This window comes from Sorangium sp. So ce1335 (assembly GCF_051521615.1).
Taxonomy (GTDB): domain Bacteria; phylum Myxococcota_A; class Polyangia; order Polyangiales; family Polyangiaceae; genus Sorangium.
Map to the genome: position 1 here is coordinate 4,172,662 of NZ_CP150363.1, position 14,184 is coordinate 4,186,845.

Consider the following 14,184-nt stretch of genomic DNA (forward strand, 5'->3'; position numbering starts at 1 on the left):
ATCCGGGGGATCGCGGTGAGCGGCTCGAACCTCCACTCGGCCTGGGCTCAGCTCTTCGTCCGCGCGCTGGCGCAGGCCGGGGTGCGCGACGTGGTGCTCTGCCCGGGCTCGCGCTCCACGCCGCTCGCGCTCGCGGCCATGGAGAGCGGTGAGGTGCGCTGCCACGCCGTGATCGACGAGCGCGCCGCGGCGTTCTTCGCGCTCGGGCAGGCGCGCGTCACCGGCCGGCCCAGCGTGTTCGTCTGCACCTCGGGCACGGCCGGCGCCCACGCCTTGCCGGCGATCATCGAGGCGAGCCAGAGCTTCACGCCGCTCGTCGCCGTCACCGCCGACAGGCCGTGGGAGCTCGCCGACGCGGCGGCCCCGCAGACCATCGATCAGATCAAGCTCTTCGGCGACCACGTCCGCCACTTCGCCGAGATCGGGCTGCCGGACCCGTCGCCGCTCGCGCTCCGCGCCGTGGCGCGCATCGCGGCCCAGGCGGTCTCGCGCGCGCTCTCGCCGACGCCGGGGCCGGTGCACATCAACGCGCGCTTCCGCAAGCCGCTCGAGCCGGTGGACGTGCCGGGGCCCGAGCCGTGGCACGCGGAGTGGGAGGCGCTGATGCGCCGCGGCGGGCCGCGGGTCGTGCCGCCGCGCGCCGGGGTCGACGCGCGCGCGCTCGACGACATCGCCGCGCGCTGCGCCCGCGCCGAGCGGGGCCTCATCGTCTGCGGCCCGGCCCCGAGCCGGGAGGACGACGCGCGCGCGCGCCAGGCGGTGCTCGCGCTGTCGCGGGTGACCGGGTTCCCGGTGCTCGCGGAGGGCACGAGCCAGATCTACTTCGGCGGCCTCGCCGAGGGCGTGGTGATGCCGGCCTCGTTCGACGCGTTCCTCCGGGCGCCCGAGTTCCGGGCGGCGAACGCGCCCGACCTGATCCTGGAGATGGGCGCGCCGCTGACGTCGGCCGGGTACGCGACGTACATCGCCGAGCACGCGAGCTGCCGCCGGTTCGTGGTGTCGCCGCACGGCTGGAACGATCCGACCAGCGCCGCGGCCGCGCTCGTCATGGCCGAGCCGGCGGACGTGTGCGAGGGGCTCGCGGCGCGCCTCGGCGGGGCGGCGCGGGACCTCGGGCGCGCGCGACGGGAGTGGGCCGCGTCGTTCGCGCGCGCCGGGGAAATAGCGGGCGCGCTGGCCGCGCGCGCGTGCGCCGGGGACGAGCTCACCGAGGGCGCGGTCGCCCGGGCGGTGGCCGGCGCGTGCCCGGAGGGCTCGCTGCTCGCGATCGGCAACAGCATGCCGGTGCGCGATCTCGACACCTACTGCCCGCCGTCGGCGCGCGCGCTGCGCGTCCTTCACCAGCGCGGGGCGAGCGGGATCGACGGGCTCGTGTCCGCCGCGGCCGGCGCCCGCGCCGCCGCGGACGGGCCGGTCACGCTGCTGCTCGGCGATCTCAGCCTGCTGCACGACCTGACCGGCCTCCTCCTCGCCGCGAAGGCCGCGGGAGAGCGCGGCGCGCCGCTCGTCGTCGTCGTGGTCCAGAACGACGGCGGCCGCATCTTCGAGCACCTCCCGATCGCCGGCAGAGGCGCCGATCTGCTCGATCGCGGCTTCACGATGCCGCAGCACCTCGACTTCGCGCCCGCGGCGGCGATGTTCGGGCTCGCGTACGAGCGCGTCGGCACGGCCGGGGGGCTCGCGGGCGCGCTCGCCGCCGCCCACCTGCGGTCCGGCGCGACGCTGATCGAGGCGGTGGTGCCGCCCCACGACGGCGCCGCCCGCGTCGCGCGCCTCTGGTCCGATGTCCGCCGCGAGGTCGCCGCGCTGATCGGCGCGCCGGCGGCGGGAGAACTCCAGCCTTCATGAGCGGCGCGCAGGCGCCGACGACCCGAGCCTGCGGAGAGGGAGCCACGGTCATGAGCCAGGTCAACGCGAACAGGAGTCCCGGCGCCGAGGATCTCGCGCGCGGGGCACACGGCGAGGGCACCGCGGCACGCGGGGGTGATCGCTCCGCCGCGGGCGAGCGCCGCGCGCGCCGGCAGGGGAGGGGGTCATGAGCGCGACGGCGGCCTCCCAGGTGGCCGGCGCGGCGGGCGCAGCGGGCGTGCGGCCGGGCTCGTTCCGGGCGTGGCTCCTCGCGTGCCGGCCGGCGACGCTGACCGCGGCGCTCGCGCCGGTCATGGTCGGCACGGCGGTCGCGTACGCGCTCGGCGGCATGCGGCTCGGCCCGGCGCTCGCGGCGCTCGCGGGCGCGATGCTCATCCAGATCGCCACGAACTTCGCGAACGACGTCTTCGATCACGAGAAGGGCGCCGACACGCACGAGCGGCTCGGCCCCACGCGCGCGGTGCAGGCGGGGCTGCTCACGCCGCGCCAGGTGCGCGTCGGGCTCCTCGTCACGATCGCCCTGGCGCTGCCGTTCGGGGTGTACCTCGCGCTCGTGGGGGGGTGGCCCATCGTGGTGATCGGCGTCGCCTCGATCCTCTCCGGCGTCGCGTACACGGGCGGCCCGTACCCGCTCGGGTATCACGGCCTCGGCGACGTCTTCGTGTTCGTGTTCTTCGGCCTCGTCGCTGTCTGCGGGACGGCGTTCGTCCAGCTCGGCTCGGTCCCGCCGCTCGCGTGGGCGGCGGCCGTGCCCGTCGGCGCGCTGGCCACCGCGGTGCTCGTCGTCAACAACGTCCGCGATCGCGACACGGACGTCGTCGCCGGCAAGCGCACGCTCGCCGTCCGCTTCGGCCGGAAGGCGGGCGTCCTCGAGTACGCGATGCTCCTCGCCGTCGCCTACGCGGTGCCGGTGGCGCTCGCGGTGGGCGAGGGCCGGCGGTGGACGCTCCTCGTGCTCGCGACGTTCCCGCGCGCCGTGCGCCTGCTCCGGGTGCTGGCGACGACGGACGGCCGGCCGCTCAACGAGTGCCTCGCCGGGACGGCGAAGCTGCTGCTCGCCTACGCGCTGCTCTTCTCGCTGGGGCTCGCCGCGAGGCTGTAGGGATCATGCGCGTCACCGGCGCGAGGGTTGATCACGTCGATCTCGACGGCGCGCGACGGGGCCTCGTGCTGTCGCTCGTCGACGACGAGGGACGCGTGGGCCTCGGTGAGGCAACGCCGCTCCCCGGTTACTCGCCCGAGTCGGCCGAGGACGACGGGCGCGCGCTCGCCGGTCTGCCGGGGACGCTCGGCCCGATCGAGCCGCCGGACGGCGCGTCGGCCGCGCGCGCGGCGCCGGGGGCGGCGGCGCCCGCGATCCATCGCGCGCTCGCGCCGCTGTCCTCGCGGCTGCGCGGCGCCCCGGCGGCGCGCTACGCGCTGGAGACGGCGCTGCTCGATCTGATCGGCCAGCGCCACGGCGTCCCGGTGTCCGCGTGCCTCGGCGGCCACCCTCCCCACGCGGAGATCCAGGTGAACGGGCTGCTCACGACGTCGGTCGCGCTGCCGGAGATGATCGAGCGCGCCCGCGCCCTCGCCGCGCGCGGCGTCGCGGCCATCAAGGTGAAGCTCCGCTCGCGCGGGGAGGACGGGTTCGCGCGCGATCTCGAGGCGCTGCGAGCGCTCCGGCGGGAGCACCCGGCCGTCGAGCTTCGGCTCGACGCGAACGCGGCCTGGTCGCTCGACGAGGCGCCCCGACGGCTCGGCTTGCTCGCGCCGCTCCGCCCCCGCTTCGTGGAGCAGCCGGTCGCGCCAGAGCTCCTCCACCACCTCGGCGCGTGCGAGGTGCCGTGGGCGGCGGACGAGTCGCTCGCCGTGGAGGGCATGCCGGAGCGCCTGCTCGAAGCGGAGGGCTGCGCCGCGTTCATCCTGAAGCCGGCGATGCTCGGGCTCCTGCGCGCGCACGAGCTCGGGCGGGAGGCGCAGGCGCGCGGGCTCGGCGCCGTGGTGACGCACCTCTTCGACGGCCCCGTCGCGCTCGCCGCCGCGTGCGAGCTCGCGCTGTCGCTGCCGCGCCCGCCGCTCGCGTGCGGGCTCGACGCGCACGCCGGCCTGGAGGCGTGGCCCGCGGTCCGCGTCCCGCAGCTCCGCGAGGGCGGCCGGGTCGCGGCCAGCGAGCTGCCGGGCCTCGGGATCCGGACATGGACGGCCTGAGCCTCCTTGATGCGGTGCGCGACCCCGCGGTCGCGGCGCGGACGGCGCTCGTGCACGGCGGCGCCGACGCGGACGCGCCGAGCGCGCTCGACGTCCCCGGCCTGCGCGTCGGCGCCGGCGACGCGCTCCGCTTCGGCGACCTCGCGCCCGCTGTCGCCGCCGTCTGCGCGCGGCTCGCCCGCGCGGGGGTGGGGCAGGGGGCCCGCGTGGCGCTCGTCGCCCCGAACGCGCTCGGGACCGTCGTCGTCCTCCACGCCCTGCTCGCGCTCGGCGCCGTCCTCGTCCCGATCCACCCGCGGCTCACGGCCGGCGAGGCGAGCCTCCTGATCGACGACGCGCGGCCCGACCTCGTGCTCCGCGAGCCCGAGCTCGCCGCCCTCCTCCACGAGGCCGGGCTGGATCTCGCCGCGCGCCGCGATCGCGGTCCCTGCGCCGTGGCGGCCGTCGAGATCGCCGCGGCGGCCGGCGTCGCGCCGCCGGATCCCTCGGGCGATCTCGCGATCGTCTACACCTCCGGCACCACCGGGCGGCCCAAGGGCGCGGTGCTCCCGCGGCGCGCGTTCCTCGCCGCCGCCGAGGGGAGCGCGGCCAACCTCGGCGTGCGCGACGACGACCGCTGGCTGCTCTGCATGCCGCTCTGCCACGTCGGGGGCCTCTCCATCGTGACGCGCTGCCTGCTCGCGCGGCGCGCCGTCGTCCTCGTGCCCCGCTTCGATCCCGCCGTGGTGCTCGCCTCGATCGCGCGCGACCGCGCGACGCTGCTCTCCGTCGTGCCGACCATGCTCCTCGCGCTGCTGGAGGCCGACCGCGACAACGTCCTCGCCCGGCTGCGCGCGGTGCTCGTCGGCGGCGCGGGCGCCCCGGAGCGGGCGCTCGACGAGTGCGCGCGCCGCGGCGTCCCCGCGCTCACCACCTACGGCCTCACCGAGGCGTGCTCGCAGGTCACCGTCCAGCGCCCGCGCGATCCGCGCACCCGCGAGCCGGGCTCCGGAGCGCCGATCCCCGGCGTCGAGCTGCGCATCGCGGACGCCGGCAGCGACGGCGTGGGACGCATCGAGATCCGCGGCCCCGTGCTGTTCCGCGGCTACCACCGCGGCCGGGAGCGCGCGCCGGAGCTCCTCGTCGACGGCGCGGGGTGGTTCAGCACCGGGGATCTCGGCGCGATCGACGCCTCCGGGCGGCTTCACGTGGCGGCGCGCCGGAGCGACCTCATCGTGACCGGCGGCGAGAACGTCTACCCCGCCGAGGTGGAGCAGGTCCTCGCGTCGTGCGCGGGCGTGGCGGGCGCGGTCGTTTTCGGCGTGTCGGACGAGCGCTGGGGCCAGATCGTCGCCGCGGCGGTCGTCCCCGAGCAGGCCGCGCTCGACGAATCTGGCGCGCGAAGCGGCGCCGCGCTCCCGCCCGCGCTTCTCGACGACCTCGCGGCCGCCGTCGCGGCGCGCCTCGCCCCGCACAAGCGCCCGCGGCGCCTCTGCGCCGCCGCGGCGCTCCCGCTCACCGCCGCGGGCAAGCTCGATCGCGCCGGCGCGGCGGCGCGGTTCGCGGACGCGCTCGCGCCGTTCCCGGCGCGCTAGCGCGGCGCTGCGCCGGAGCCGCCGTCAGCTCAGCGCGCTGCGCAGGTCGTCCGGGAGCGGACGCGGAACGAAGCGCGCGCCGTCGATGCACACGTGCACCGTCTGCCCGACGGCGGCGATCCCCCCCGGGGTCGTCACCCGGTAGCCCACGGTGAACGAGGTGTCGCCGAGCTTCGGCGCGAGCACCGCGACCTCGATGGCGTCGCCGAACCGGAGCGGCAGCAGGTAGTCGGCCTCGGCGTGGACGAGCGGGAGCTTGATCGCGCCGCCCGCGATCATGCCGGGGAGGTCGATGCCCCGCTCCTTCAGCGCGACCATGTACGCGTCGCTGAAGTACTCGAGGACCCGCGGGTAGAAGACGATGCCGGCCGCGTCGACGTCCTGGAAGCGCACGGCGCGGCGCTCCACGGCGAGGCGCGGCGCGGTCTGCTTGAGCTCATCGACGCTGAACGCGCGCTTCACGGCGCCGCAGGCTAGCGCAGGCGCGGCCGCGCGCGCCGCGCGGAATTGCGGCACGCGGCCTCGACGCGGCGGCCGCGCGCCCGGGCTCCGGCGCGGCCGGCGACCGCGCCGGCACAGCGGGCCTCGTCGCGCGGCCGGCCCTGTCCCTTTCTGCTCGCCGCCGTCCGATTCGCGGTCCATGCTCGCCCCCGATGGCTGACCGATGTCCCGGCGGCCTCGGGGCCGGGTCCCGCAGGCCGGGGCGCGCCACCGCGGAGGACCGCCAGCGCTGCGCGACGCGACGTCGCGGGAACGACGCCCCGCGCGCTCGCCGCGGGGTCGCGGCGCTCGCTTGCCTCCTCGGCGCCGGCTCCGCGGTCGCGTGCGAGTCTGCGCCGACGTCGACCCCGACGCCGATCCCGTCCCAGAGCCCGCCCATCGCCTCGCTCGCGGCGCTGCCGCGGCCCGCGTCCGCAGAGACCCCGGCGCCGACCGGCGCGGCGCACGCGTCGAACCCGCTCGGCCTCCCCACGATCCCGGCCAAGCTCGATCCAGGGCGCCGCGTGTTCACCTTCTCGGAGAGGATGCTCGCCGGGGCCAAGCTCGGATCGACGCTCGTGCTGTACCCGGCGACCGTGGTCGGCTTCGAGGGCGACGATCTGATCGTCGAGGGCAAAGGCGGCCCGTCGTACAAGGTCCACCCAGGTTACGTCGTCCCCGTGCCCGACGCGCCCCGGCTCCGGCCCCATGATCCCGTGCTCACGGAGTGGAACGGCGTGATGAAGCACGCCGTGATCACCCGCTTCGTGAAGGACAAGATCGAGGTCCGCTACACGGACATGGACCCGCGCACCCCGCTGGCGCAGCTCAAGGGCGTGCGCTTCGTCGTGCAGACCGAGGGGCTCGTCCCCGGCAACTTCGCCGCGTGGAAGGACGGCGAGACGTGGCGCCACGTGCTCCTCGTGTCCCGGCTCGGCGGCCCCCCGGCCGAGCCGGGCGCCGTCCCGACGTCGCTGGCCACCAGCACGGCGCGGTGGTTCGCCCTCGGGTACGGCGGCGCCGCCCTGATCGCCGACGAGTCGGCGCTGCGCCCCATCCCGATCAAGCCGCAGCTCAAGGTCGGGGCGAGCGTCTGGGCCGAGTGGGTGGGCACGCTGCGGCCCGCGGCCGTGCAGAGCGCCGAGGAGACGGGCCTGTACACGGTCAAGTTCGAGCGCGCCGGGCGGCCCGCCACCGTCGGCTGGGGGCTGATCACGCCGCCGCTCGAGCCGCAGTAGGCACAACGCGGACGCGCGACGGCGCGGAAGACCGGGCCACCGCGGCGCACGGACGCACGTGCGCACGACGCTACGCGTTTTCGCCACACATGGAGAGTGGTAAGCGCTGTGGTATGGATCTCAAGGGCGCGTGGCTGGCGACGCGGCAATGGGTCCCGTTCGCCGTCAGGACCATGGCGTACGGCACCGTATCTCTGACGCTGGGACCCCTCACGCGGCAGCGGTCGGCGAGCCTCTGGGCGATGCGTCGCTGGTGCCAGGCGAGCGCGCGCGGGCTCGACATCAACATCGAGGTGAGCGGGCTCGAGAACGTCCCCACCGGGGTGTTCGTCTACTGCTCGAACCACCAGAGCCTGCTCGACATCCTGGCGCTCGGCGCGGTGCTGCCGGGCGACTTCAAGTGGGCGGCGAAGGCATCGCTCATGAAGATCCCGTTCCTCGGCTGGCACCTCCAGCTCGCGGGCCACGTGCCGGTCGATCGCACGGTCGGCTCCCGCGCCGCGGCCGAGGCGATCGCCCGGTTCGAGCAGGTGCTCAAGGAGGGGAAGCCGCTGCTCGTGTTCCCGGAGGGGACGCGCAGCGAGGACGGCGTGCTCCGGTCGTTCAAGAACGGCGGGTTCTACGCCGCCGTCCGCGCGGGCGTGCCCGTGGTGCCGGTCGCCATCGACGGCACGCACCTGCTCATGAAGAAGGGGGCCATCGACACGGGCGACGGCACCATGCGGCGCGTCCGCGTCCGCGTCGGCGCGCCGCTCACCGCGCGCCCGGACGGCCGCGAGGGCGCGCGGGTGAACGATCTGCGCGTGCGCGCCCACGCCGCCGTCAGCGAGCTGCTCCGGTCGATCGGCGGCAGCGTCGAGGCGCCGGCCGACGTCGCGGCCGCCCCGGAGCCGCCGGCGAGCGGCGCCCGGACCGAGCAGGCGACCGGCTGACGGGCCGGCGCGCCTCCCGCGATCATCGATCGCAGAGGCTCGGGAGCGCCTCGATCTCGTCGAACAGGTCGCCGTAGTCGTCGATGCGCCGGCCACCGAACGCGTCGTCGTCGAACTGGAAGAACACGCGGCGGCCGAGGGGCATCAGGCCGGCGTTGTCGTAGGCCTCGGCGTCGGTCTCCGTGTTGCCGAAGGCCCAGGCGAGCTCCATCTCCTTGCTCTCGAAGAGATGCTGCAGCTCCGCGGTCTTGTACTCCGCCGCGCTCTGGCCCAGCGCGCCGGTCAGGCCGAGCGTCGTGTGCACGATGCCGGGCGGGAAGCCGTAGGCCTCAAGGAAATCGCGCGTGCGCTGCACGAGCCACTCCGGCCGCGCCGTCAGGTACATCGGGCGGTATCCCTTCGACGTGAGCTGGTGGAACGCCGCCGCCGCGTGCGGGTGCACCTCGGGGAGCAGGCCGGTGAGCAGGGTCGTGAACTCCTCCGTCTCGGTGCCGGTGAGCGTCCCGTCGACGTCGCTCACGAACATCGGCGTCCCCCTGGGGACGACCTCGATGAAGCTGTCGGTGCTCGACAGATCGCCGCGGACGACCAGGTGGACCCGGTGCCTGCCCGGACCGAGCCGCTGCGCCGCGGGGATCTCGAAGTAGACGCGTCCGCCGCTGTCGCTGACGCCTTCGACCTCCGGGTGCGTCGCGTCGCCTCCCGTCGTCATCGCCGAGCCGAGCCGCTCCCACGCGCCCTCGCAGCCGCGGAGCAGGTAGATGTCGACCCGCTCGCCCTTCAGGTCCTTGTCGGTGAGCCCGTACGCGAACTTGCCGAGGATCCACTGCGGATCGTCGGGCGTCAGGTAGAGGTCGCGCCCGCGGTGGTTCGGGCTCCCCGCGCCCGCGATGAGGTACGACGTCGCGTGGTTCCACGAGAGCTCCTCGCCCGGGTCCGGCGGCGCCGCGTTGCACGCCGGAGGCGGATCGCAGAGCGCGCCCGTCGCCCCGGCGCCGCTCGAGTCATCGCCGCCGTCGCTGGTCGATCCATCGTCGCCGCCGCCGCTCGACAGCTCGCCGCCCTCGCCGCTCGACGCGTCGTCGCTGCCCTCGCCGTCTCCGCCGTCCGTCGTTTCGTCGTCGTCGCCGCCCTGGCTCGATGTTCCACCGCCCGTCGGCGCGTCGCCCGGCGGCCCCCCGAGCGTCGCGTCGGCCGAGCCGCAGCCGATCGCGAGCGCTGTTGTGGCCATGACAAGAAGGATCTTGATGTACATCGCGCCCGAGTGTCGCCGACCCGCCCGTGCTCGAACAGTGGCCTTCGCGCGGCGACGAGCCCGCCGCGGATCGCGCTCGGCCCTTGCGTGCTGGCCGGACTCCGGGCAATCGTAGTTGCCCCAACGATGCCCAAGCCCAGCCCGAAGTTGCTGCTTCGCCACGCCGGTGACTACCTCAAGGCGCACCCCGAGGAGATCGTGAGGGCCCTGCGCGGCGCGCTCGGCCTGCGCTTCGGCGTCCCGATCGATGCGCTGCGCTACCTGGCGCGGGAGCTCAGCGGTGGAAAACGTGCGCCGAAGGACATCGTGATCGAGGCCGCACCCCCCGGCCTCCGCCTCGCGCTCACCGTGAAGGTCATGGGCGCCCCGATCCGGGCGTCGTTCGCCGTCTACGCCGAGGAGCTCGACGTGCGCGCGGACGCCATCCGCGTCGGCCTGCGGATCGCCGATCTCAAGCTCCACGTCATGGGCGACGAGAGTTCGCCGATCGCCGGGCTGATTCAGTCGGGAGCGATCGATCTGAACAACCCCGGTAACCTGGTGTCCTTCATGCCCAACCGGCCAGCCGCGCTGGTCGACGCCAAGGACGACAGGATCACCCTGGATCTGCTCAAGGTCCCCGCCATCGGCGGCAACCCGACGGTCGCCCGCGCGCTGCGCATCTGCGCGCCGGTGCTCGGTGTCCGTGCGCTGAAGACCAAGGATGACCACCTGGACGTCCACCTCAAGGCCACCCCCTCCGGGGTCCCCGCCGCGATCGCCGCCGCGCGCGCGGGCGTCTGAGGCTCTTTCCGGTGGGGGCTTTCGCCCGCTAGACTGAAGCGCGCATGTCTCGGCTCCCCGAGCCCGCGCCGGCCGCGCTCTCGCTCCAGTTCCTCGCCGAGATCGCATCCGGGGCGACCACCCGCGTCGATCTCTGCCGCTCGGCCGGTCCGCACCGGCCAGGGGAGCTGCTCGCCGTCAAGCGGCTGCACCCGCACTTCGCCGAGGACCCGACGGTGTCCACCCGGTTCTTCGACGAGGTGCGCACGACCGCGGCGCTCAAGCACCCGAACGTCGTCGAGGTCGCCGGCTGGGGGACCGACGAGCAGGGGTGGTACTTCGCCGTCGAGCTCGTCCAGGGCGTGAGCCTCGCGCGGCTCATGAAGACCGTCTTCGACACGGGCGAGGTCTTCTCCGAGCGGCTCGTCGTGTACATCGGCGCGACGCTCTGCCGCGGGCTCGCCGCGGCGCACGAGCTCCGCTCGCCGAGCGGCGAGCTGCTCAACCTGGTGCACCGCGATCTCACGCCTGGCAACGTGCTCGTCGGCTTCCAGGGCGAGGTCAAGATCGCCGACTTCGGGCTCGCGAAATCCTCGCTCCGCGTGATGACCACGGCCGTCGGGGCGCGCCGGCGCGTGACGAACTACATGGCCCCGGAGCAGGCCCGCGGCGGCCCCGCCGACAAGCGCTCCGACCTCTTCTCGCTCGGCGTCGTGCTGTACGAGCTCTTCTCGGGCAAGCACCCGTGGCCGTCGTCGAGCGACTACGAGCTGCTCCGGGCCCTCACGACGCAGCCGGCGGCCGATCTGCGGGAGCTCCGGCCGAAGATCGACAAGGAGCTCGTGGCGATCGTGATGCGCTGTCTCGAGAAGGACGCGTCGTCGCGCTTCCAGAGCGCGGACGACATCCTCGCGCGGCTCGACGGCTGGCTGCGCAGCCACGGGTACCTCGAGGGCAACGAGGAGGCGCTCGGCCGCTTCGTGCGGCGCAACGCGATGAGGCAGATGCGCTGGTTCGAGCGCGCGGTCTCCGGCGGTTTCGCGGGCGTCGACAAGGCGCCGCGCCCGTCGCTTTCGGCCACGACGGCGATCCCGCGCCGGCCCGCCGCGGACGCCGCGCGGGACAGGGGCGCGGGCGTCCCCGACCGGCTCCGGGGCAACGGCGCTGTGCGCGCTCAGGAGCGCGCGCAGGAACGCGCGCGGGAGGACGAGCCGACCGATCTCGATCCGCGCAGCGGCGCCCCGTCGTCCCCCTTGCCGTCCAGCGCAACGACCCGCCGCGTGGACATGACGGACGAGGGCGCGCGCCAGCGCGGGCCGCTGTCGTCCGACACGGCCGACGAGAAGACCGTCGTCGTCGGCGGCAGCGGCCGCGGGCGCGCGGACCCTGCGTCGGCCAGCTCGGGCGGCGGTCGGCCGCGGAGCAGCGAGCCGTCGTACGGATCGATCACCTCGCTGGACAGCGAGCCGCGCTCGCCGTCCGCGAGGCCGCAGCACCCCGAGCCGCCGCGCTCGACCACCGCCACGACGCCGTTCACCGCGGAGCGCGACGCGGCGGCCGTCGCGCCGGCGCACGGCGCGCCCGGAGGCGAGAAGCAGCTCCACGCGGAGGTCGATCGCCTCACGACCGAGGCGCTGCGGCTCCGCGAGGAGGCGCGCTTCGCGGTCGCGCACGCGGAGCGCAAGCTGGCGATCGCCAAGGTGGCGGCCCACCTCTCGTCGATCGCCGCCGAGGCGCTCCGCCTGTCGGCGAGCTCCGGCGCGGAGCGCGCGTCGCAGCGCCTCGACGAGGCGCTCGCGCTCGAGCGGGCGATGCACAAGGCGATGTCGGCGCCGCTCACGCTCGCGCCCGAGACGGCCGCTGGACCGGTCGCGTGGGGCAACGAGCCGCACGCGATGCTGGCCCAGCTCGGCCTCGAGCACCTCGCGTCGCCCGCGACGGCGCGGCCGCCGGACCTCGGCCCGCCCCCGCTGAGCCCCCCGCCCGCGCTCCCGGATGCCAGCGCGGCCCCGCAGCTCGCCCCTGCCGCCCCGATGAGGAGCGGCGCCGCCGTGCGCGCCCCCGCGCCGCTCGTCGTCCAGGGCGGCGCGTCCAGCGTGGACGCGCCGAGCAATCCGCCAAGCTCCGTCGACCCGATCGCGTTCCAGGCCAGCGTCCGGCCGATGCTCCTCGGCGTGCCGCGCTCGATCGTCCTCGCCATCGCGGCGGCGGCGTTCGCGGCCCTCGCGCTGCTGGTCTGGTTCTATTCCTGACGCGCGGCCCCGGCGCGCCCTCGCGCGCCGCCGCGCGGGCCTCAGGCGGTGGACCGACGCGCCGAGACGTCCTTGATCCCGGCGGGGGACGGCGTCTACCGTCCTTGATCATGAGCGATCAAGGCGAGTGGATGCTGATCGGCCTGGACGAGAACACGGCGCGCCGGCAGGGGATCCCCGCGCGCATGCCGGTGCCTCGGGGCGAGTTCGAGGGGCTGGCCGACAAGGGGCTCGGCATCGACGCTGCCCGCAGGTGGATCAAGGACTTCCTCACGAACTCCGAGCCCGGCAAGAGCGGCGTCTGGCGCAAGCAGAACAGCGCGCTCGTCTCGCAGCTCGAGGCCTTCCTCGACAAGGCGCCGGTCTGGGAGCGCGCGCAGAAGGCGTTCGGGGAGCGCGACTACGAGAAGGCCATCTCGGCGCTCAAGCGCATCGTCACCATGGACCCCGACGACCACGCCGCGCGGCTGAACCTCGCCTCCGCGCAGGCGAACATGGGCGACTACCCCGCGGCGCTGAAGAGCTTCCAGGCGATCCGGAAGACGTTCCAGGGCGACGCCGACTACCACGTGGCGGTCGGGCAGGTGCACCTCGCGATGCAGAAGAAGGACGCCGCGCTCGACGAGATGGTGCTCGCGCTCGAGGCGAAGCCCGACTGCCAGCCGGCGCTCGACGCGATGGTGCAGCTCGGGGTGCTCATGCCGATCTACGAGAACCCGCGCGACGCCGCCTCGCTCGTCTACGTGCGCTCCGACGCGGTGCTCGACTACCTCACGGGCCAGTGGGACGCGGCCCCGCGCGACGCCGCCTTCTACCTGGAGCAGCTCGCTTACCACGAGCGCGAGCTCCGCCACGACGTCGCGCTGGCCGCCGCCGAGCGCGCGGTTGCCGCCGCGGGCGCTGGCGAGGGCGCGAGCGTCGAGCGCGCGCAGCTCGCGCGCGTCGCCGCGCTCCGCGCCCTCGGGCGCGTCGACGAGGCGCTCGCCGCGGCGGAGGCGTACGTGAAGGCGGCGCCGTCCTCGTCGGGCGCGTGGGTCGAGCTCGCGAAGTGCCTCTCGCAGGCCGGCCGCGGCGAGGAGGCGCCCGCCGCCATCGAGCGCGCGCTGGAGAGCGACCCCGGCGACCTCGCCGCGCTCTCGCTCCGGTTCTGGCCGAGCGATCCCACGGACATCCAGAAGGTCAACGAGGCCATCCCCGCGCTCGCCGCCTTCGTCGCGGCGCACCCCGAGAGCGCCGGCGCGCGCCGCTCGCTCGCGCGCGCCGAGCTCGTCGCCGGCCGCGTCGACGACGCGCTCGCCGGCTTCGCGGCGGCCGTCGCGCTCGCGCCCGAGGACGACGACGACCTCAGGGCCGAGTACTGGAGCGAGCTCGGCAAGCAGCAGCGCTACCCGGAGATCATCGCCGACGCCGCGAAGCTCACGGATCTCGCGAAGCGCGACTGGAAGCTGCGGTGGAACGAGGCCGAGGCCTACGCCGCCCTCGGCAAGAACATCGAGGCGCGCGCGGCGTTCTCGGCGATCAACTTCGACGAGTCGCTGCACGTCGACGTGCGCCGCCGGGCCAAGCGCGCGGTCAAGACGATGGACGAGACGCCGCCGGTCGCGACCTGAGGCGAGGGCGCCGGCGGCG

The 14,184-nt window shown here is 75.4% G+C and carries 11 protein-coding genes; 9 read left to right on the forward strand and 2 right to left on the reverse strand.

Annotation, left to right across the window (positions count from 1 at the left end; genetic code table 11):
* Nucleotides 1–15: 15 nt before the first annotated feature.
* The 4 genes from menD (at nucleotide 16) to WMF24_RS15435 (ending at nucleotide 5,636) form a co-directional block, all read left to right on the forward strand.
* Nucleotides 16–1,848: a 2-succinyl-5-enolpyruvyl-6-hydroxy-3-cyclohexene-1-carboxylic-acid synthase gene (gene menD, locus WMF24_RS15420; protein ID WP_437737163.1), complete on the forward strand. Its 1,833-nt coding sequence runs from the start codon at nucleotides 16–18 to the stop codon at nucleotides 1,846–1,848.
* A 187-nt stretch (nucleotides 1,849–2,035) separates the two neighbouring features.
* A complete protein-coding gene (locus tag WMF24_RS15425) occupies nucleotides 2,036–2,971 on the forward strand; it encodes a 1,4-dihydroxy-2-naphthoate polyprenyltransferase (RefSeq protein WP_437737164.1) in 936 nt (311 codons plus the stop codon).
* A 5-nt stretch (nucleotides 2,972–2,976) separates the two neighbouring features.
* A complete protein-coding gene (locus WMF24_RS15430; protein WP_437737165.1) occupies nucleotides 2,977–4,062 on the forward strand; it encodes a mandelate racemase/muconate lactonizing enzyme family protein in 1,086 nt (361 codons plus the stop codon).
* Nucleotides 4,050–5,636: an AMP-binding protein gene (locus WMF24_RS15435; RefSeq protein ID WP_437737166.1), complete on the forward strand. Its 1,587-nt coding sequence runs from the start codon at nucleotides 4,050–4,052 to the stop codon at nucleotides 5,634–5,636. The genes WMF24_RS15430 and WMF24_RS15435 overlap by 13 nt, the downstream gene beginning before the upstream one ends.
* A gap of 24 nt (nucleotides 5,637–5,660) precedes the next feature.
* On the opposite strand, the gene WMF24_RS15440 is transcribed toward WMF24_RS15435, so the two are convergent.
* Nucleotides 5,661–6,098 (reverse strand): acyl-CoA thioesterase, encoded by a 438-nt coding sequence (locus WMF24_RS15440; RefSeq protein ID WP_437737167.1) that lies wholly within the window; start codon nucleotides 6,096–6,098, stop codon nucleotides 5,661–5,663.
* A gap of 191 nt (nucleotides 6,099–6,289) precedes the next feature.
* Between WMF24_RS15440 and WMF24_RS15445 the strand changes: the two genes are divergently transcribed.
* Nucleotides 6,290–7,354 carry a hypothetical protein gene (locus tag WMF24_RS15445; RefSeq protein ID WP_437737168.1) on the forward strand — a complete coding sequence of 355 codons (1,065 nt, stop codon included), beginning with the start codon at nucleotides 6,290–6,292 and terminating at the stop codon, nucleotides 7,352–7,354.
* A 113-nt stretch (nucleotides 7,355–7,467) separates the two neighbouring features.
* Entirely contained in the window at nucleotides 7,468–8,286 is an 819-nt protein-coding gene (locus WMF24_RS15450; protein ID WP_437737169.1) for a lysophospholipid acyltransferase family protein, read from the forward strand.
* A 22-nt stretch (nucleotides 8,287–8,308) separates the two neighbouring features.
* On the opposite strand, the gene WMF24_RS15455 is transcribed toward WMF24_RS15450, so the two are convergent.
* Nucleotides 8,309–9,517 (reverse strand): LNS2 domain-containing protein, encoded by a 1,209-nt coding sequence (locus WMF24_RS15455; protein ID WP_437737170.1) that lies wholly within the window; start codon nucleotides 9,515–9,517, stop codon nucleotides 8,309–8,311.
* A gap of 111 nt (nucleotides 9,518–9,628) precedes the next feature.
* On the opposite strand from WMF24_RS15455, the gene WMF24_RS15460 reads away from it, so the two are divergent.
* From WMF24_RS15460 to WMF24_RS15470, 3 genes are all read left to right on the forward strand, one after another.
* Nucleotides 9,629–10,324, forward strand: a complete 696-nt coding sequence (locus WMF24_RS15460; RefSeq protein WP_437737171.1) for a hypothetical protein — start codon at nucleotides 9,629–9,631, stop codon at nucleotides 10,322–10,324.
* Nucleotides 10,325–10,368: 44 nt separating this feature from the next.
* Nucleotides 10,369–12,555: a protein kinase domain-containing protein gene (locus tag WMF24_RS15465; RefSeq protein ID WP_437737172.1), complete on the forward strand. Its 2,187-nt coding sequence runs from the start codon at nucleotides 10,369–10,371 to the stop codon at nucleotides 12,553–12,555.
* A 110-nt stretch (nucleotides 12,556–12,665) separates the two neighbouring features.
* Nucleotides 12,666–14,165, forward strand: a complete 1,500-nt coding sequence (locus WMF24_RS15470) for a tetratricopeptide repeat protein (RefSeq protein WP_437737173.1) — start codon at nucleotides 12,666–12,668, stop codon at nucleotides 14,163–14,165.
* Nucleotides 14,166–14,184 lie beyond the last annotated feature (19 nt).